Below are 19,105 nucleotides of genomic sequence, written 5' to 3' on the forward strand. Positions count from 1 at the left end.
TCGTGGGCACCATGTCGGTCGGGCTGAGGGCCGGGGTTCAGGGCGTGGGAGTGGCCGCGGTCAGGAAGCTGCCGAAGAACACCATGAGGGTGAAGAGGATCATCGGACCGACAAAGACGTAGCCCAGGACGAGGCCGGCGACGGCCATGCCGTGGCCCGACCGGGTGCCGTCCCGGGTCTCCCGCAGGGCCAGGTGGCCGAGGATGACGGCCAGGACGCAGGGCAGTCCGAACAGGCACCAGCCGCCGAGCACACCGAGAATCCCCAGCACCAGCGACGCCGTGGCCATGCCCGACGTCAGGATGGGCTGCCCCATCGGCCGCTGCGGGCCCTGCGGGTAGCCGCTGCCCTGATAGGGCATGACCGACACCGGCGGGTAGGCGATGGGAGCTGCGGACACCGGCGGGTAGGGCGCGGGGACGGCAGGCGCCGGCGGGTACGGACCGTGGCCGGCGGGCAGCGGCGGCTGCGGGCGGGTGGGGTCGAGGCCGGGCTGCGGGTAGGTCATCGGTGCGGTTCCGTTCTTCCGTCGAGGTGGGTGAGCAGGGCGCTCACCTCGGTGTGCAGGCGACGCAGCTCGGCGGCCGTCGGCGCCAGCTCGTAGCAGTGGTGGTGGGCGGCGGCCGACAGGGCCGCCCACGTGAAGGCGACCCGTCGGGCGACGGCGGGGCCGGGCCCGAAGCGGCCGCGCAGCATCAGCTGCTTCGCCCGGCCCTGCCGGCACGCCGCCACCACCGGGCGGGTCCGCCGCCAGTAGGCGTCGATGCCGCCTTCGAGGGCGAGCCGGATCAGGCAGGCGCACGCCCGCGGCCACCAGCCGGCGGTCACCGCGGCCGCGCCGAGCGGGCCGGTGCCGCGCAGCATCTGGTCGGCCGCCGCCAGGCAGTGCCGGGGCGTCGGCGCGGTCACGACCGGACCTCAGCGCCGTTGCGGGGTCCGGGCACGGCAGCGTCGGGAACCCGCAGCGCCGCCGCGAGGTAGCGGGCGTCCGCGACCAGGACGGGCAGGTCGAACAGGTACGCCCCGTGCACGCCCTCCCGGCACGCCTTGTACGCGCCCACCGCCCGCGACCCGTGCCGGCGACTCAGATAGCCGAGCACGTCACCGCCCCGGTCGGCGTCGTCGAACAGCGCCAGCGCGACGGTGGTGGTCAGCCTGCGCGACGCGGCCACGACGGCCGTCTCGATGTCGTCGTGCGGCACGCCCCGGGCAACCCGCCGGCGCCACACGATCCGGTGGCAGGCCGCCTCGATCGCCGAGCGGCACAGCTCGGCCACCACCGGCCCGCGCACCTCGGAGGCGATCTCCTCGGTGCGGGCCAGCGCGTACGCGTCGTCCAGGTAGCGGGTCACCGGGTCGGAGCCGGGCCGCAGGGTGACCACCGACCGCTCCGCGCGGGTCACCTCCACGATGCGGGACCGACCGAGGTCGAGCCGGGCGAGGGCGTCGGGCAGCCGGGTGTCGTGGGTGAAGACGACCACCTGCCGCTGCTCGGCCAGCTCGGCGAGTACCCGGGCCAGCCCGTCGACCTTGGCCGGGTCCATGCTCTGCACCGGGTCGTCGACCACGATGAACCGGAACGGGCTCTCCGGCGCGCAGCCGCGCGGCAGGAACGTCGCCAACCCGAGGGCGTGCATCTCGCCCTGGCTCATCACCCCGAGAGCGGTGCCGTTGTCCGCGCCGTCCACGCTGACCGGGATCACCACCCGCCGCCGGGTGTTCATGCCCGCCAGGGTCATCGCGCCCAGCTCGACGTTGCTCTCCTGCCGCAGCTGCGCCCAGATCCGCTGCGAGTGCTCGGCGAAGGGCGCCACCCGCTGGTTGCGCAGCTCCGCGCCGGTCTCCTTCAGCCACGCCCGCGCGGCCTTCAACCGTGCGAGGGCTCGTTCCCGCTCCGGCAGCGTCCCGGCCGACGCGACCCAGGCCCGCAGCTCGACGGCCGCCGCCTGCCAGCCGGTGTCGCGCTCGCGGAGCAGGCCCTCCGCGTACGCCTGGGCGGCCTGCGCCACCACGAGCACCGCCGGGTACCGCGCGGTCAGATGGTCGGCCAGCTCCTCCGGCCCACCCGGTGCCAACCGCAGCGCCGTCACCGCCGCGTGCAGGTCGCCAACCGGCACCCCGTCGGCGTCACCGGTCGGCACGTCCAGGTCGTCGATCAGGTAGTGCGCCCGCTGCAGCAGCGCGGTCAGCCGGGACGCGGCGGCCTGGGCGGCGAGGGTCCGGTCGCGCAGCTCCGCCAGGGACTCGGCCGCGTTGATCCGCCAGTTGTCGTCGAGGCGGCCGGTCGCGCAGACCGGGCACGGCCCATCACCCTGGTCGTCGTGGTGCTCGACGGCCAGCCGGAGCAGCTCGGCGCTGCGCAGCGACGCCCGCGACCGGCCGCCGTCGTGCCGGCGCGCCGTCGCGGCGGCCTCCCGCAGCTGCCCGGCCAGGCGGGTCACCTCGTCGGCGTCTGGCACCTGCATCGCCACCAGCTGCCGGCAGAGCAGCACGGCTTCGTCGGCGGTCGGGTCCTCCGGCTCGTCGAGGATCGCGGTCAGTGCCGTCAGGTCGAGGGCGCCCCGGGTGCGCAGCAGCGCGGCGGCGCGCCGGGCCCGGTCGTCGTCGATCCCGGCGAGGGTGTCGGTCAGGGTGGCGCGCTGTCCGCGTACCTCCTTGATGGCCGCGTCGACGGGGCGCGCGGCGGTCATCAGGCGGCGGTCGGCGTCGGTGATCGCCTCCAGGCCGAGGATCGCGGAGATGGCGTCGAAGAGCTGGCTCTGCGTGCCGGCGGTGAGCCGGCCCAGCTCCGCGGCGGTGAGGAACGGCCGGTACAGCTCCAGCGGCCGGGCCAACCCCAGCTCGGTGAGGTCCCGGTGGGCGCCGTGTGCGCTGGTGACCGCCACCTCGGCGTCGCCCAGCTCCGCCTCGGACGGCCAGGAGCGGACCACCCGGGTGGGCGTGGCCACCCCGTCGACCCGCAGCTCGACGGCGATCCGGCACGGGTCGCCGGCGTGCAGGTTGCGCCACCCGGTACGCCACACGCTGTTGCGGTCCGCCCAGCGCGCGCTGTCCCCGGTCAGCGCAAGTTCCACCGCCTCGGCGAAGCTGGACTTGCCGGAGCCATTGCGACCCACCACCACGGTCAGCCCCGGGCCGGGCTCGATGGCGAGGGTGCGTTCGGGGCCGACGCCGCGGAAACCGGCGACGGTGACCGAGGAGAGCCAGATCCGCTCCCGCGGCTCGTCCGCCGCGGTGCGCTGCGGCTCCAGCGCGGTCGGCGTGCCGGCGAGCGCTGCGTCCAGGTCGGCCTCGCCGCTGAGTGCGGCGAGGGCCACCTCGGCGGTGTCATCGGGTACGCGATCCGCGGCGAGCCGGTCGAAGATCAGCTCGACCAGGGGTTCGGTGTGGTTCATCAGGCGACCTCCGGGGAGGGCAGGGAAGGTGGATGGTTCCGGCTCGGGCCGGTTCGCTGGCGGTGGTGGTGCGACGACGGTCCGCAGTTGCCGTCTTTGAAGTGATCGGCGTTCAGGCCGGCAGCGCAACAGGAAAGTCGGGGGCGGCCGGTTGCTTGAGCAGGCCGGCGACGGCATTTCGACTACCGCGACGACCCGCCAAGCCGAGGGTCGGCGTGGCGGCCGGCAGCCCGACCGGCTGGTGCGGGTGGAGTCCCGGACCGGCCCAGATGGCTCGTACAGAGGTCATCGTCTTCTCCTCCAGGCGCGTGGTGTCCGCGGGCCGACGACTCGTCGACCCGCCCGGTGGGTGGTAGGGAAGCTGGTGCGCTGTGGTGCTGTGTCGGCAATGGAGCAGCCGGCAGGCCCGGCGGATCGACCGGCGGGCCGGGTCAGTGGGGGAGGGCCGCGTGCCAGTCGTGCAGGAAGGCGTCGACCAGGGCATGGGCCCGTGGGCGTACGTCGAAGGTTTCCTCGAGCCGGCGACGGGCCATGTGCGACAGGCCGTCGGCGGCCTCGTTGAGGGCGTGCCCGCTGTGCCCCTTCACGTGCTGGAAGGACAGATCCGGCCGGTGACTCACCATCTCGGCGAGCCGGACCAGTGTCGGCCGGTCGGCCCACCGGCGCTGGCGCAGGCTGTAGCCGGCCGGCATCGACGACACCTCACCGGCCTGCCAACGGCGCAGCCAGCGCAAGGCGACCGTGCTGTCCAGCAGCACCGTAATCCCCGCCGGCGCCTCCTCGTACGCCGAGAGCAGGAAGTCGACCGCGCGCAGCTCGTTGATCAGGACCCGGGACGCGCCGGTGGGGTCGAGCCGGCCGGTGCCCCGGCCGCGCAGGCCGTAGTGGCCGTCGCTGACCACGTACGCGATGCCGCCGGCGCGGCCCTTCCAGCTGGCGTCGGTCGCGGCGACGACCGGCGCGGACGCCGCCGCCCAGCGCCCGACGCGGCCGCGACCACGCTGCTGGTCCGGCTGCGGCCGGCAGGCCGTGCCGTGCGCGGCGGCGAGCCGCTCGGCGGTGTCCAGGAGTCCGCCGGCCGAGTCGAGCTCGTCGTAGTTCGCCGCGGTGAGCGCGAGCGTGACCGCGTCGCCGATCCGCTGGCAGTCCGAGCAGGTGGTGCGGTGGACGTAGCGGCGCAGCGGCATCGCGCGGGCGTGCAGGGGAGCGGTGAGCAGGTCCATGGCGCGGAGAAACTCATCGGGACGCACGATTTCTCCTTCAGAACTCGGCGACGTCAGTGACGGCGGCGGTCAGCTTGTCCCCGGAGCGCTTCGTGCTCGCCATCTCCTCCTCCTGCACAGAGGCGGAGTCGCCGGTTACCTCGAAGGTGTTGATGATCGGATCCTCGGCACCCTTCACCTGATAGGTCACCTCGTACGTCTTGGACGGGTCGAGCCCGCTGCCGGTGTACGTCACGTCGATCCGGTAGGTGACGTTGCAGCCGGCGCTGCCGAAGCACTGCTTGCGCAGGATCTTGACCTTGAGCTTGAAGCCGTTCTTGGTGGGCGTGTCGTAAAGAGGAAGGGCGGGGGCCGTCGTCGCGGGCGCGGTGGTCGGTGCCGACGCCGTGGGCGCCGCGCTGGTCGGATCGGCCGTCGTGATGCTCGGCGCGGCCGAGGACGCAGCATCGGCGGCCGGCTCGGCATCGCCGTTGCTCAGCGCGGCGATCCCGACCCCGCCGCAGCAAAGGGCGATGACGAGGGCGATGCCGCCGACGATCCAGGCCCGGGCGTTGGGGCGCTTGGCGGGAATGGTCGGGCTGGGCGGGCCGGCGAGCGTGGCGTTCTGCGGCTGGGCGGCGAACGGGGGAGCGGGGGCACCGGGCGAGGTCGGCGCCGACTGTGGCGGCATGCCGGCCTGGTTGTCAGGCTGATGGGGCGGCGTGGGCTGGGTCGGGTCGGACATAACGGTCTCCTCTGTCTGCATGGAGGTTGCGGATCGGCGGGGATGACACGGTGGTGCTGATGTCGTGGACGGATCAGGTGGACGGGATGCCGACGACCTCGACCTCGACGCCCTCGTAGCGGAGGGACTTCACCGCCCGGTAGAGCGCGACCTGGGCGAAGGTAAAGAGCGAGTCGACGGTGAGCGTCTTGCCGGAGCCGAGTGCGATCGCGTAGATGACCTTGCGGGGACGGAAGTCCAGGTCGATGGCGCGAGCCGGTCGCTGCTGGCGGACCATCTTGACGAGCGCGGCTCGGGCGTCAGCCTCGTACCGCAGCGCGTCAACCGACACCTCGCCCTGAGCAAAGAGATGGCTCAGCGGCGAGCTGCCCTTGGCTCGCTTGACGTGGATCAACTCGTCGTCCGGCCCGAGCAGGTCGCAGGCCTCGATGCCGCGGTGGTGCTGGCCTGTCCGCAGCAGGCGCCGGTCGAGCAGTGTCAGACCGCATACCGTGGCGGCGTGGTCGTTGTAGTCCGCTTCTTCCGGCAGGTCGGCGGTCCACGCTGGCAGCGCGATGCTCGCCGGCCCGGCCAGGATCTGCTCGATCTCGTCGCGGAGGAACTCTCGGTGCTTGTCGCCGATCTCGTACCAGCCGCCCTCGTGCAGCAGAAGCTGACTCGCGCCGTGCGGGAGTTGGGCGGTGATCCATCGCGACGCGGCCGTCGAACCGATCTCCTCCGCTCCAGCCGTGTCGGCGTAGAGGGTGATCTGCCCGTTGCAGAGGGAAGCCCACCGTTCGCCGTCGGGCACTCCATTGGTCTGCGTGAGGATGTCGGCCAGCGTGAGCTCCGACAGGCGCGCCGCGCCGAGGCCGGACTTGGGCACCCGCATCTTGTACGACTGGATCCGCTCGACTTCGTTGAGAACCCGGCCCGGCACGGCCAAACCGATCTCGTCTGGCTCGGGTGAGGCGAGCAGTCGGTCCAGCTGCTGTTCCAACTCCGACAGCCGCGGGTCTCGGGCGGGCACGGGACGGATCTGGGTGATGAACTCCAGGTCCTCGAAGGGAGCTTCCTGCTTGCAGACGCGGTTGATCTCCCGCAGGTCGGCGAGCAGATTCTCCGGCTCGACGCCGAGGTGGATGCGCAGGGCCTCGCTGCCTTCGACCGGGGTGGCCTTGCGGGTGGACCGGCAGACCGTCAGGTTCGGGTTGAACGCTCGACCGCAGACCTGCCCGACGATCTCGCCCCACTTGTCGATCCCGTACATCCGGATGTGCTGACCGCCCGGCACCATGTTGCGGTCGACCCGGCCGGTCGTGCCGAACACCCGCCGGCGTACCCGCTTGATCTCGTCCGGGGCGAGCGAACGCACCGCGAAGCCGATCCCGAAGCCAGCGTTGGCAAGGTCGAGGTCGATCATGTGCCGGCCGACGGTGCCGTAGGCGAGCGCGTAGATGTGGTCGTCGACCGCGACGAGCAGCGCGGCGCCGCCGCTGCTAAATCCGACGTCGATCGTCTCCCCGGTCAGCGAAGCCAACACGTCACACCAGTCGGCGCGCTCGCGCGGCACCGTGCCGTGCACCAGCAGGGCCGGCGCGCCGGCGACCAGGCGCTCCTCGACCGTGAAGTCGTGCTTGCGCAGGTAGCGGTGGTCCAGCGCGTCGTGCAGCCCCTCGACCGTCGGCGGCATCCGCTCCAACTGGTAGAGCGAGGTCGGGTAGGTGCCGGACGGTGGCTCGGGCAGGTCCAGGTCGAAGAGGGTCGGTGGGTCGTTCGGCGGCCGGGTGGCGTCCTTGCGAGCGGCACGGCGTCTGGCCGGTCTGGGCGTGGTCGGTTGGTTCGCACGGCGCATGTCGATCTCCTCGCGGCGAGAATCGGGATGGCGGTTGTGCGGGGGAGGGGTGCGCCGGGGGCGGGGCTTCGCGGGACCCGCCCCTGGCGGGAGAGGTCAGCTGAGGGCGACGTCGACGCCGCCGGAGAAGGCGGAGTCGTGGAGCTCGAGCTTGGTGAGCTTGACGTTCTTCGGGATGTCGAAGACCAGGACGCCGGTCACCTGGTTGCCGGGGTTGATCTCGTTGAAGAAGGTGCTCTGCTCCTGGTTGGCGTAGAGGCCCGCCTCGGTGTCGGTGGAGTACTGGGTGCCGTCGGCGGTGTAAGCCTTCTGGCTGCTGCCGTCGAGCAGCTGCGACTCCTTGCCGATGTTCTTCACGTTGACCGTGATCAGGCAGAACTGGCCCTGGGCCTTGTCGCCGAGCATCGAGCTGCCAACCTTGGCCACGCCGCACTTGGACGACTTGACCGTGAACTCGAACTTCCCGTCCCGGGCGGGCTGGCCTACCTTCGCGGTCTTGGCGGGCTTGTCGTCGCCCTTGGCGCCTTCACCGCTGCCGGAGTTGCCGGCGTTGTCGGTGGTGCCGGAGCCGCAACCCAACGCGACGAGGCCGGTGGCGAGCAGGGCGAGGGTGGTGGTCTTGCGCATTCTGGTCTCCTTGACGGGTCTGATGGCGTCGGCCAGGACTGGCGCTGGTGGCCGCCCGGTGCCGCATCTCATAAGAGCGGCAAGCCGGCAGACAGGCGACAACGCGTCGTGAGAACCCCTGGTATCAAGTCCGTAGTGGCGGAGTCAGATAACCCCTCTTATCACCGAGTGCGGGTTGCTCTAGATCCTCATCCCTCGGTACTGTCGCGGCGCGGACAACCGGACGGGTGGGAGGAGGTGGGGACAAATGTCGTCGACCGTCACGCTGGGGCAGATCGCCAGGTTTGCCCAGGTGCGCCGCCCAAGCGTCAGCAACTGGAGGCGCCGGCATCCTGACTTTCCTGACCCGGTAGGCGGTTCGCCTGGGCAGCCGCTCTTTGATTCGGCTGAAGTGGCCCGGTGGCTGGACCGTCGCCCGGTGCCGGCTTCGCGGGAGGGTGGCTCAACGGCCAGCACCTACGGAGACAGGTTCCGGGCAAGCATGGACCGTGGTGCCAACCTTGATGAGGCCCAGCTCGATCCCGACACATTTGCCGATGTCGCGCTCGAGTTGATCGCGCTGCGAGTGGCCCACCAACGCCCACTGCCCGCCGACCTCGCCACCCTCGCGGAGCTGTGCGTCAGCGCCGAGGTTGAGCACCCCGATCTCGTCGGCCTGCTCAGCCATGTCGGCGCTCGCGGCCAAACGGCGTTGTCGATGCTTGATGATGTCGAGCGTCTGGTGTCAGAGCTTGGTGCGGCGGGCGCTGCCGAGGAGGTGCTCTCCGCAGCTGGTCGTCGTGGCTGGTCCGGTGGCCCGGTTGAGACCCCCGCCGAGATCTGCGACCTGATCCTGCGCTTGGCGAAAGAGATGCTGGGAGATCTCACCGAGCTTGCCGTAGCTGATCTCGCGGCCGGCCCAGGGAAGATGCTCACCACCATGATGGGCGCCGGTCGCCCACGCGAGATCCGGTGCGCCGAGGCAGACCCGGTGGCGGCAAGGTGGCTGCGTCTGAGGTCCTTCTGCCACGGCCACCAGATGATCACGGTCCTCACCGACGGACAGGACACGGGCAGTCTCTCGGGTTCGGACCTTGTCTTTGTCGACCCGCCGTTCCAGCCCGGCGAGCAGGACCACCATGAGGAACACCCGCTGTCCTGGGCCTCCCGGGTGGTGGAGTGCCTCAGCGACGAGGCCGTTGGGTTCGCCGTCGTGCCGGAATGGACGCTGACGCGCACAGGTACATCACGCCGGCTTCCGGTGACGTGGGTACGCGAGCAACTCGTGCGTCGAGGTTGCGTCCGCGCGATCATCCAACTGCCCCGTCACATTCACCGCTTCATCGGCGGCACGGACCTTGTGCTGCTGGTGCTGGCGCCCGACGAGGGCGACACGACGCGAGACGTCGTTGTCTGCGACGCCGACCAGGTCCGGTCCCAGTACGGCGGGTCATGGATCGAACAGACAACGCGGCTCGTGTGCGGGTCGCGGGAGTCGCGCGAAGCTGAGCCATGCACGGCGATTCCCCTGTCCGACCTAGCGGGCAGGCGGTCACTCCTGCCGTCACATCTGTTGGCACCCAAGGCGGCACCTGAGGACCACGTGGTGGCGGCGGTGCGGGCACGTGAGTCCGCGGCGGCAACCTTCAAAATGGGCGCGGATGACGCGATCACCACGCTGGAGCGGATCGGGGTGACCTCCCGCGCGCAGGGCATGACGTACCGCACGATCGGCGAGCTGCTACGCGGCCGGCAGCTCATCCGTCTGCCGGGCCATCGCATGCCCGATGCTGACCTGGGTCGCAGCGGACAACGGGTTCTGGGTCGCGAAGAGCTGCTCGGAGAGATGCGCGTCGGCGAGCGTCGCATCGACGTTCTGGCACTCGGGCAGTACGCCGCAGCCGCGATCACCGAACCGGGCGACGTTGTCGTCATGGCCGGCGACCAGCTTCGCGTCATGGTCGACGCTATCGGCGGCAGTGTCCTGCTTACCCCCGTGCAGGGCTTGCGCATCCCCGGCTACGTCAAACACTCGTCCCTGTACCGAGACGAGCCTCAGCAGGCATGGATCGGGCCGTACGCGCTAGCGGCCCTGCTCGGCGCGGCGCGCAACGCGGCACGCACCAGTCCACGCGTGCGCAGCGTCACCCTGCACCAGTTGGAGATCCCCGTGCTGACCGCGGTCGACTACGGCCACCTCGATCAGGCGTCCATGATGCTCAACGACCTGGTAGAGCAAGCCCGAAACCAGGCCGCGGCGTTGGATCTGGTCCGTCAGCGGATCGCCGCCGGCGTCGCCGACGGGGCGATGAGCCTGCGCTTCAAGCCCAACACGTCGAACACGAACATCTGAGGAGACAAGACAGTGCCCCCACGCGCCCGCAAGCCGACAGAGCCGCAGTCGGCCGACCTGAAAGACACTCTCTGGAAGTCGGCCGACAAGCTGCGCGGCAGCATGGACGCCGCCGAGTACAAGCACTTTGTGCTCGGCCTCATCTTCCTCAAATACACCTCGGACGCGTTCGACGACCGGCGGGCGCAGATCGAAGCCGAGCTGGAAGCAGAGGGCATCCCCGAGGCGAACCGCGCCGCACTGCTGGAGGACCAGGACGAGTACGCGGGCCGCGGCGTCTTCTGGGTGCCGCAGGCCGCCCGCTGGGAGTCTCTCGCACATCGCGCCAAGACGGCTGCCGGCCAGACCAGCATCGGCCAGCTTCTCGATGGCGCGATGAAGGCTGTCGGCGACGCCAATCCCGATCTCAAGGGCGCCCTGCCGCAAGGCCTCTACAACGGGCGCGGCGTCGACGAGCGCCGCCTCGGCGAACTAGTCGACCTCATCCACAAGCTCCGCTTCCGCGACCAGTTCGACGCCGACGGCAACCGCCGCAGCGCACGCGACGTACTCGGCGAGGTGTACGAATACTGCCTGGAGAAGTTCGCGCTCGCCGAGGGTCGACGAGGCGGCGAATACTTCACCCCGAAGAGCATCGTCAAGCTCATCGTCGAGATCCTCGAACCACAGCCCGGCGAGCGGGTCTACGACCCGGCCTGCGGCTCGGGTGGCATGTTCGTGCAGGCCGAGAAGTTCATCGAGACGCACGGCGGCAAAGCATTCGACATTTCAGTCTTCGGCCAGGAGCTCAACCAGAACACCTGGCGGCTGGCGAAGATGAACCTGGCCATCCACGGCATTGAAGCCAACCTCAGTACGAGGTGGGCCGACAGCTTCCATGAGGATCAGCACCCCGACCTGCGGGCCGACGTCGTCATGGCCAATCCGCCCTTCAACGTCTCGGACTGGGGCGGCGACCGGCTTGTCATGGACCCCCGCTGGGAGTACGGCATCCCGCCGGTCGGCAACGCCAACTACGCCTGGCTCCAGCACATGGCGCACAAGCTCGCCCCGAAGGGCCGCGCCGGCATCGTCCTCGCCAACGGCTCCATGTCCAGCAAGCAGTCGGGCGAGGGAGATATCCGCCGCGCCATGGTCGAAGGCGACCTCGTCGCCTGCATGGTCGCGCTCCCCGGACAGCTCTTCCGCTCCACCCAGATCCCGGCCTGCCTCTGGTTCCTATCCCGAGACAAGAGCCCTCAGGGATCGAAGCGGCTCGCCAACCGCACCAACCAGGTGCTCTTCATCGACGCCCGCAACATGGGCGTCATGGTGAACCGTACCGAACGCGACCTTACCGTCGACGACCTTCGTCGCATCGCGGACGCTTATCATTCCTGGCGCGGCACTGACAAAACCATTGAGTACGCAGATGCTTCGGGCTTCTGCAAGTCAGCCACCTTGGACGAGATCCGCGAGCATGACTTCATCCTCACGCCCAGCCGTTACGTCGGCGCCGCGGAAGCCGACACCAGGGGCGACGAGCCGACCGAGCAACGGATCGCGCGTCTGACGAAGGATCTCTTGGCGCATTTCGACGAATCTGCCCGTCTCGAGGCAATCGTCCGTCAACAGCTTGAGAGGCTCTGATGCACCTCATCAAGGGTCTGGCTGAGTGGCCCGCTGTCCCGATTCGGAACCTTTGTGTGAAGGTCACCAGCGGCGGAACGCCTAGCCGCAAGGAATCCTCCTATTATTCGACCTCCGGCATTCCGTGGCTCAAGACTCAGGAAATTCGCGACGAGATTGTTTGGGATGCTGAGGAACATATTACTGAAGCCGGATTGGCTCGGTCCTCGGCAAAGCTCCTTCCGGCCAACACGGTGCTCGTGGCAATGTACGGTTCCCCCACAGCGGGGAAGCTCGCGATTCTTGGCGCGCCAATGGCGTGCAATCAGGCATGTTGCGCGCTCATCGTTGATCCGGATAAGGTAGATCATCGCTTCCTCTACTACAGTCTCCTAGCCGGCCGCGATACTCTGATCTCGCTTGCCAATGGTGCTGCACAGCAGAATCTAAGCACGGGCATAATTGCAAGTGCGTCTATTTCTGTGCCCCCGCTGTCTGAACAGAAAGCGATCGCATCGCTGCTTGGTGCGCTCGACGACAAGATCGCGGTCAACGAGCGGATTATGCAAAAGGTTGACGAACTCGGGAAGGCACTCTTCAAGGCTTGCTTTGCTGAGGCCCTGGCGCATTTGACATTTGGACATGGCCTTCCGGATACGTGGAAGATTTCAACGTTGGGCGAGATGACCTCAGTCTTCGAGTCAGGAAGCCGACCGCGGGGCGGCGTTGCAGCGTATTTGGATGGCGTGCCGAGCATAGGCGCCGAAAGCATTGTCCGGCTCGCGTCGTTTGACTTCGACAAAGTCAAGTTCGTCCCGCTCGACTTCTTCTCAGCAATGAAGCGTGGGGTTCTCGAAGATCGGGACGTCCTGCTCTACAAGGATGGCGGTCGTCCTGGAAAGTTTGAGCCACACGTCTCGCTATTTGGCGAAGGTTTTCCCTTCTCGCAGATGTGCATCAACGAGCATGTCTACCGCCTCCGGTTTCGGCGTCCTCTCACACAGGAGTATGGGTACTTCTGGCTTTCTTCCGATCCAATTCTTGACGAGATGCGGATGCGAGGTACTGGCGTCGCCGTTCCAGGGCTTAACTCTACCGCCGCTAAAGGATTGCCGATGATCGTCCCATCAGATGACCGTCTTGATCGGTTTGATACGACAATTGGCCCGATGGTGCGGCGTGCACTTCTGGCAGCCCGAGAATCTCGAGTCCTAGCGCAGGTCCGAGACACGCTCCTGCCAAGGTTGATTTCTGGCGAACTCCGAATCAAGGACGCCGAGCAGTTGGTGTCCGAAGTTGCCTGACTCTCCGTGCGCATAGCACTACAACGAATCTCACCCCGCAGAACAGCCGCAACGATGGAGTAGCGATGATGTCATCGCGAGACCCGGCCTTCCCGCACGACGAATCCGAGGCCGAGTGGGAGTATCACGTCAAGGATCAGCTTGGCGAGTGGTGGCAGCCCATGACCGGCGCCGAACTGGCGCCGTCGCGCAAGGGCGATGGCGCGCGGAAGTCTTGGGGCGACCTGATTCTCTACGGCCGGCTACGCAACGCGGTCTCGCGGATCAATCCGCAGTTGCCGCAGGACGCTGTGGACGAGGTAGTGGCGGAGTTCGAAATGCGGACTTCGGCGGACGCTTTTACAGAGCGGTACCGCCTTCACGCGCTGCTGACGCGCGGGGTGAAGGTCGGGTACGTCGATCCGGCATCAGGGGAGAACCGCACCGACACTGCCTGGGTGATCGACTTTCTCGATCCGTACGGCAACGATCTGGTGGCGGCCAACCAGGTGACGATTAGGGATTCGCGCCGCAAACGCCGGCTTGATGTGGTGGCGTATGTGAACGGTCTGCCGCTGGCGGTGTTCGAGTTGAAGAAGGCTGGCGCGACCGACGGCACCCGCGAGGCGTACGACCAGCTCATGACCTATAGGCGTGAGTTTGGTGCGACCGCCCTCGCTGTGCCGGTCTTCACTGTTGCCAGCGACGGCATCACCGCACGGTTCGGCACACTGTTCACGCCGTGGGAGCACATGGCGCCGTGGGACATTGACGAGCGTGGCGAGCCCGTTGACGTCAGCGACGGGCGAGCGCTGGAGACTCTGATCGGTGGAGCGTTCGACCCCAAGCTCTTCCTGGACCTGTTGGTCAACTTCACCGCCTTCTCGCGAGAGCGGGGTGGCGCGATCGACACGGTACGGCTGGCGAAGGCCCACCAGATGTTCGCGGTCAACACGGCGGTCGACAAGACGATCACAGCGGTGGGCGGCGACGGCAAGATCGGCGTCGTGTGGCACACCCAGGGCTCCGGCAAGAGCATGGAGATGGCGTACTACACCGCGAAGGTGATGAAAGAGCCGGCGCTGCGTAACCCGACGATCGTGGTGCTCACTGACCGGATCGACTTGGACAGCCAGCTCTTCCTCACCTTCGCCGCCAGTGACCTGCTGCCTGAGACACCCGTGCAGGCGGACACGAAGGAGCAGTTGATGCGCCTGCTGGATCGGCCATCCGGCGGGATCATTTTTACGACGCTGCAGAAGTTCAACCGCTCCAAGGCGGACAAGGAAGCGAACATCGACTTCCCCCTGCTGTCCAAGCGGCGCAACGTGCTCGTGGTTGTGGACGAGGCGCACCGCAGCCACTACGACTTCCTCGACGGCTACGCCAAGAACCTGCACGACGCGCTTCCCAACGCGGCGTTCATCGCCTTCACCGGCACGCCGATCTCCAGAGCCGAGGCGAACACCCGGGCGGTCTTCGGCGACTACATCGACGTGTACGACCTGACCCGCGCCGTCCGTGACGGCGCCACGGTGAGGGTCTACTACGAGAACCGACACATTCCGGTGCACCTCCCCGAGGGCGTGAACCCGGTGGCGTTGGACGAGGAGGCCGAGGACCTGACGGTTGACCTCGACGAGGAGGAGATCAAGCGCGTCCGGCGGGCGTTCGCGCAGTATGAGGATGTCGTGGGCCACGCCGATCGGGTACGGACGCTCGCCCAAGACATCGTTGAGCACTGGGAACGCCGTCGGACCGAGATGGTCAAGCTGACCGGCAAACCCGGCAAGGGCATGATCGTCTGTTACTCCCGAAAGGTCGCAGCTGACCTTTACAAGGAGATCACCGCGATCCGCCCGGAGTGGCACCAAGAAGACGACGACGAAGGCCTGATCAAGGCCGTATACACCGGCAGCGCCAAGGACCAGGAGCCGATCGCTACCCACGTCCGTTCGACCGGCGCAATCAAGAAGATCCAGCGTCGGGCCACGGATGCCGACGACCCGCTGGAGCTGGTGATCGTCCAGTCGCTATGGCTGACCGGGTTCGACTCGCCGCCGCTGCACACCATGTACCTGGACAAGCCAATGCGCGGCGCCGCCCTGATGCAGGCCCTCGCCCGAGTCAATCGTCGGTGGGGCGAGAAGCCCAGCGGTCTGGTGGTGGACTTCCTCGGCATCGCCGACGACCTCACCAAGGCGCTCGCCGAGTACACCCGGACCGACATCGACGAGAAGCCGATCGGAAAGGACATCAGCGCGGCCGTCGACATGGTGGTTGAGCTGCACGGTGTGATCGGCAGTCAGCTTCATGGCATCAACTGGAGGGCCAAGCGCGACTCCGGCAGGCCGCGTGCCTTCTACCACGCCGCGCTCGACGTCGTGGACTACCTCCGCAGCCCGGAACCAGACCTGGAGGAGGGCAAGCCCACCCTCGCCGACCGCTACGCCGACACCGCCCGGAAGATCGCTCGGGCCTACAGCAACTGTCCGCGTGAGGACAAGCTTCGACCGTTACGTGCGGACCTGGAGTTCTTCGAAGCCGTACGCCTGTATCTGGCCAAGTTGAAGGCCGAGGAGCGGGCGGAGCGGGGGCTCGCGACTGCGGCGGACGTCGAGCTGGCGATCCGGCAGCTGACGGCGAGCGCGATCGCGGTGGACGAGGTTGTCGACATCTACGAGGCCGCCGGCATCCAGCGCCCGGATTTGTCACACCTGGACGAAGACTTCATGCGCCGATTGCGCGAGAGCCAGCGTCCCAACCTGGCCATCGAGGCGCTGCGTCGGGCGATCGAGCGTGAGGTCCGTTCGGCCCACCCCCACAACGTTGTTGCGCAGGAAGGGTTCACCGCCAAACTGCTGAAGACGATGCAGCGCTACACCTCCGGCGGTCTGACCGCTGCCGAGATCATCGCTGAGCTGGTCGCGCTGGCCAAGGAGGTCTCCGCAGACCGCGGCAAGGCCGCCGAGATGGGCCTTACCGAGGACGAGTATGCCTTCTACACCGCGGTCGCGCAGAACGGGTCAGCAGCGGAACTGCTCGGGGACGTCGTGCTTGGACAGATCGCAAAGGATCTGGTCCGCGAACTTCAGGACCTTCCGATCGACTGGTGGATCCGGGAGCAGGCTCAAGCCTTGGTGCGCAGCAAGGTCAAGCGACTGCTGGCCCGGTACGGCTACCCACCGGACGCCCGTCCTGAGGCCGTCGAGCTGGTGCTCAAGCAGACCCGTACGTACGTAGAAGATCAGGCGTAGCGGTCATGAAGGATCGTGCTACGGGCTGTGTACCCGTTGGTGCACCGGGAGATACGGTCGGCGGCATGCTGGCCCGAACCTGTCGTGATGAGGTGCTCGAGGCTGCCCATGAGCTGGCTGCCCGAAGTGCCGACGGCAGCTTCACGGCGGAGGAAGTCGTACGCCTGCTGATCGGGCGAGGAAGCACCTTCGCGGAAAGCACGATACGGACTCACGTCGTCTCCCGTATGTGCGTGGATGCTCCAGCCCATCACGCTGTCCGCTACCCTGACCTGACTCGCGACGGCGGCGGGCGCTACCGCCTTGTCGAGATGGCTCAGCGGATTGGGACGTCGGTGGCCCCGCTCGCTGCGGGAACCAGTGATACCACTCGTGGCGACGAAGAGCCGCTCCCGGAGGTTCCCGCCGGAAGCAGCAAAGTGCAGCGGCAGGCAGAGACGGCGATCCTGGACGGGCTTGCTGATCTGTTGGGCTACGAGGTCATCCCGAAGCGACTTCACCTTGCTGGTGGCGAATACGTGGACGTAGATGGCGTCAGCCATGCCCCGCCGACTCTTGTGGAAGCCTGGGCGCACCAGGGGCCGCCTAAGGGCGGGCAGAAGCAGAAGGTCTTGGCGGACGCACTCAAGCTCATTCACGTCGGTAGGGAGTTGGGCGGCCATCACCGATTGATTCTCTGCTTCAGTGATGAGCAGGCGGCACGGTCCTTCCGGCCCGAGGCGCGGACCTGGTACGCGGCTGCGCTAAAGGCTCACCACGTTGACGTAATGGTCGTCGATCTATCGGCCGAGTGGCGCGAGCGGATCCGAATCGCCCAGCAGCGGCAGTTCCGGTAGCGCGGGGAGGACCGGAGTGGTTGACCGCAGGTTGACCGGGGCGAGTGGTGAGCACTACGTCTGCTATGCCTTGGCTCGTCAGGGCTGGGTCGCAACCCTCACCCGGGAAGGACTTGAGCGCACGGACATACTCGCCGTGAGTACCGTCTCCCGCCGTATGGTCGAACTTCAAGTGAAGGCTGCCGCGCCAGCCGGCAAGGTTTCGTGGATGCCTGGAGCGAAGGACTTCACGCCAGCATTCGACCACGAGTGGTACGTCTTCATCGCTCTCACGCGCGACCTGACGCACGCCCCCACCTGCTACATCGTTCCGCGGCTCCACGTGGCAGCAGCAACGTGGATTGTTCACCGCAACTGGCTTACCCACCCAGACGCGCAGCCCGGGACCCGAAACACGAAGCTTGCGCAGGCCCGGATCAACGCGGAGGTCTGGAAGGGCTACGAGGGCCGTTGGGATCTGCTGGAACACTCAACCAGCTCCGTTCCGGTGCTACTTCCCCATTGGGTCCGGGAGCGTGCGGGAGAGCCTCGGGTCGGTTTGCCGCCAAGCCATCCCTGGGCCTCGACGCTGCCTCCGGACTGGGAAGGGCCGTAGCTTGGGCAAGCTTCCAGTGTTTCCTCTTGTCGTCTCGCGTCGGCCCGAGCCGGCGTATCCCCTCATTGCGGAGGTTTCCATGGCACTGACGCCACAATCGCAGCTTCGCCTCTGGCTCATCCAGACGCTAGGAGATCTGGGCGGAGCGGCGGAGCGGCGATCGGCTTTGCGAGCGATGGCGAAGGCGTTCCAGGACCAGTTCACTGACGACGACTGGCGCTCGCCGCCCAAGCGACCTTTCGAGGCCAACTGGGAAAACCGCACGTCATTCGAGCGCGGCGAGATGGTTCGGGAGGGGTTACTGCTGCCGATGCAGAAGGCGGGACGCGGCCGATGGGCCCTCACCGAGCGGGGTTGGACGTTGCACCGGCAGGCTTCTCGGTAGCGGGCGACGCCTGACACGCACGAGCTACCCGTAGGAAATTCGTCGATCAGGGCGTGACAACTCTGATCTTGACGGCTGAGACAAAGGCGGCCCAAGCCGGCGGTGGGAAGGCCAACGTCGGACCCGTAGGGTCCTTGCTGTCGCGCACGCCAACCAAACCCACGACGTTGTCGGCGACCTCGACGCAGTTGCCACCGTTGTCGCCGCTGCGGGTGCTCTTGCGCCAGACGGCGCCGGTCAGGTCAGCCATGGCGCATCTCCCCGATGATTCTCTTGATCATGTCCCTCGATTCTGCCTGATCGAGGGCGAGCGCATCCAGACCCTTCCACACATCCTCGTAAGCCCGAAGCTCGTCCGGCTTGTCGAGGTAGAGCGCCCCGGTGAGCGACTCGCTGTACACGACGGATGGTTCAGGCGCTGCTCTACCGCCTTTAGTAGCGGGGAAGTCTAGTAGGACGAAGGAGCCCGCGACCGCGCCGCTCTGGCGGGTACACCAGTCTGCTGCCCTGGCAGGTGCGCGAGCGCCGGTTCAAGCCGGTCGGGCTCGGACGTCGCGGCCTCGACCCCGACGACGTGTACACCTTCCTCGACCGGTCGCCGGCGACATGGCCGCCGTCTACGCCGCCCTGGCCGCCAGCGCCCGGGAGACCGCCGTCATCAAGGACGCGCTGCGCCGGTGGCAGTCCGACCAGGCCCGCGACCGCGACGTCCGGGGACACGACCGATGACCCAGCGGTACGTCATCCACCTGCCGATTGTCGCCAGCGACCTGCCCGCCGCGCAGCGCCTGGCTCGGGTGCTCGGCCGCTGGGTGCTCGTCCTGCCGCAGGCCGAGCCGGGCGGGACCACCGTCTCGACGGAGGACGACCAGAACGTGCGCCACTGGGTCTTCTGCGATGCGCTCCTGCCCAGCCGGCGGCGCTGCCTGCTCCGGGCTGACCACGACGGTCCCTGCTCCCGCCGCCTCCGCCGCTGACCAGCCGTGCGGCCACCACGCCTACCAAC

General features: G+C 68.0%; 16 protein-coding genes and 2 pseudogenes. 8 read left to right on the top strand and 10 right to left on the bottom strand.

Going from position 1 to position 19,105, the window contains the following annotated elements; all coding sequences use genetic code 11:
- Nucleotides 1–37: 37 nt before the first annotated feature.
- The 8 genes from AC0OLQ_RS15640 to AC0OLQ_RS15675 all read right to left on the bottom strand — a co-directional run bounded on the left by AC0OLQ_RS15640 (nucleotide 38) and on the right by AC0OLQ_RS15675 (nucleotide 7,803).
- Nucleotides 38–508 (bottom strand): DUF4190 domain-containing protein, encoded by a 471-nt coding sequence (locus AC0OLQ_RS15640; protein WP_484531928.1) that lies wholly within the window; start codon nucleotides 506–508, stop codon nucleotides 38–40.
- Nucleotides 505–909, bottom strand: coding sequence for a hypothetical protein (locus AC0OLQ_RS15645; protein ID WP_154226444.1), 405 nt, complete (start codon nucleotides 907–909; stop codon nucleotides 505–507). The genes AC0OLQ_RS15640 and AC0OLQ_RS15645 overlap by 4 nt, the downstream gene beginning before the upstream one ends.
- A complete protein-coding gene (locus AC0OLQ_RS15650; RefSeq protein WP_484531929.1) occupies nucleotides 906–3,395 on the bottom strand; it encodes an AAA family ATPase in 2,490 nt (829 codons plus the stop codon). The genes AC0OLQ_RS15645 and AC0OLQ_RS15650 overlap by 4 nt, the downstream gene beginning before the upstream one ends.
- Nucleotides 3,396–3,507: 112 nt before the next feature.
- The gene (locus AC0OLQ_RS15655; RefSeq protein WP_484531930.1) at nucleotides 3,508–3,684 is read right to left on the bottom strand and encodes a hypothetical protein; all 177 of its coding nucleotides are present in this window, start codon (nucleotides 3,682–3,684) and stop codon (nucleotides 3,508–3,510) included.
- A gap of 142 nt (nucleotides 3,685–3,826) precedes the next feature.
- Nucleotides 3,827–4,645 carry an RNase H family protein gene (locus tag AC0OLQ_RS15660; RefSeq protein ID WP_484531931.1) on the bottom strand — a complete coding sequence of 273 codons (819 nt, stop codon included), beginning with the start codon at nucleotides 4,643–4,645 and terminating at the stop codon, nucleotides 3,827–3,829.
- Between the two features lie 10 nt (nucleotides 4,646–4,655).
- A complete protein-coding gene (locus tag AC0OLQ_RS15665; protein ID WP_484531932.1) occupies nucleotides 4,656–5,342 on the bottom strand; it encodes a hypothetical protein in 687 nt (228 codons plus the stop codon).
- Nucleotides 5,343–5,415: 73 nt separating this feature from the next.
- Nucleotides 5,416–7,176, bottom strand: coding sequence for a DUF6119 family protein (locus tag AC0OLQ_RS15670; protein ID WP_484531933.1), 1,761 nt, complete (start codon nucleotides 7,174–7,176; stop codon nucleotides 5,416–5,418).
- A gap of 96 nt (nucleotides 7,177–7,272) precedes the next feature.
- Nucleotides 7,273–7,803 carry a DUF4352 domain-containing protein gene (locus AC0OLQ_RS15675; RefSeq protein WP_484531934.1) on the bottom strand — a complete coding sequence of 177 codons (531 nt, stop codon included), beginning with the start codon at nucleotides 7,801–7,803 and terminating at the stop codon, nucleotides 7,273–7,275.
- A 247-nt stretch (nucleotides 7,804–8,050) separates the two neighbouring features.
- Between AC0OLQ_RS15675 and AC0OLQ_RS15680 the strand changes: the two genes are divergently transcribed.
- The 6 genes from AC0OLQ_RS15680 to AC0OLQ_RS15705 all read left to right on the top strand — a co-directional run bounded on the left by AC0OLQ_RS15680 (nucleotide 8,051) and on the right by AC0OLQ_RS15705 (nucleotide 18,099).
- Complete coding sequence (locus tag AC0OLQ_RS15680) at nucleotides 8,051–10,135, top strand: hypothetical protein (RefSeq protein ID WP_484531935.1); 2,085 nt, start codon at nucleotides 8,051–8,053, stop codon at nucleotides 10,133–10,135.
- A 12-nt stretch (nucleotides 10,136–10,147) separates the two neighbouring features.
- Nucleotides 10,148–11,764 (top strand): class I SAM-dependent DNA methyltransferase, encoded by a 1,617-nt coding sequence (locus AC0OLQ_RS15685; RefSeq protein ID WP_484531936.1) that lies wholly within the window; start codon nucleotides 10,148–10,150, stop codon nucleotides 11,762–11,764.
- On the top strand, nucleotides 11,764–13,047 hold the full coding sequence (locus AC0OLQ_RS15690; protein WP_484531937.1) for a restriction endonuclease subunit S: 1,284 nt from the start codon (nucleotides 11,764–11,766) through the stop codon (nucleotides 13,045–13,047). The genes AC0OLQ_RS15685 and AC0OLQ_RS15690 overlap by 1 nt, the downstream gene beginning before the upstream one ends.
- Before the next feature lie 65 nt (nucleotides 13,048–13,112).
- Nucleotides 13,113–16,283, top strand: coding sequence for a type I restriction endonuclease subunit R (locus AC0OLQ_RS15695; RefSeq protein ID WP_484531938.1), 3,171 nt, complete (start codon nucleotides 13,113–13,115; stop codon nucleotides 16,281–16,283).
- Between the two features lie 65 nt (nucleotides 16,284–16,348).
- Complete coding sequence (locus AC0OLQ_RS15700) at nucleotides 16,349–17,119, top strand: DUF7669 domain-containing protein (protein ID WP_484531939.1); 771 nt, start codon at nucleotides 16,349–16,351, stop codon at nucleotides 17,117–17,119.
- 674 nt (nucleotides 17,120–17,793) lie between these two features.
- The gene (locus AC0OLQ_RS15705; protein WP_484531940.1) at nucleotides 17,794–18,099 is read left to right on the top strand and encodes a winged helix-turn-helix domain-containing protein; all 306 of its coding nucleotides are present in this window, start codon (nucleotides 17,794–17,796) and stop codon (nucleotides 18,097–18,099) included.
- Between the two features lie 46 nt (nucleotides 18,100–18,145).
- Here AC0OLQ_RS15705 and AC0OLQ_RS15710 read toward each other — a convergent pair whose 3' ends face one another.
- The gene (locus tag AC0OLQ_RS15710; RefSeq protein ID WP_484531941.1) at nucleotides 18,146–18,349 is read right to left on the bottom strand and encodes a DUF397 domain-containing protein; all 204 of its coding nucleotides are present in this window, start codon (nucleotides 18,347–18,349) and stop codon (nucleotides 18,146–18,148) included.
- Nucleotides 18,342–18,533, bottom strand: a pseudogene (locus AC0OLQ_RS15715) (Scr1 family TA system antitoxin-like transcriptional regulator); the annotation flags it as partial. The pseudogene AC0OLQ_RS15715 and the gene AC0OLQ_RS15710, both read right to left, overlap by 8 nt.
- A 65-nt stretch (nucleotides 18,534–18,598) precedes the next feature.
- Here AC0OLQ_RS15715 and AC0OLQ_RS15720 point away from each other — a divergent pair.
- Together AC0OLQ_RS15720 and AC0OLQ_RS15725 are read left to right on the top strand one after the other, a co-directional pair.
- Nucleotides 18,599–18,828, top strand: a pseudogene (locus AC0OLQ_RS15720) (DivIVA domain-containing protein).
- Nucleotides 18,825–19,076: a hypothetical protein gene (locus AC0OLQ_RS15725; RefSeq protein ID WP_484531942.1), complete on the top strand. Its 252-nt coding sequence runs from the start codon at nucleotides 18,825–18,827 to the stop codon at nucleotides 19,074–19,076. Before AC0OLQ_RS15720 ends, AC0OLQ_RS15725 begins: the two are co-directional and overlap by 4 nt.
- Nucleotides 19,077–19,105 lie beyond the last annotated feature (29 nt).

The sequence above is a fragment of the Micromonospora sp. Utrum1 genome, assembly GCF_057197805.1.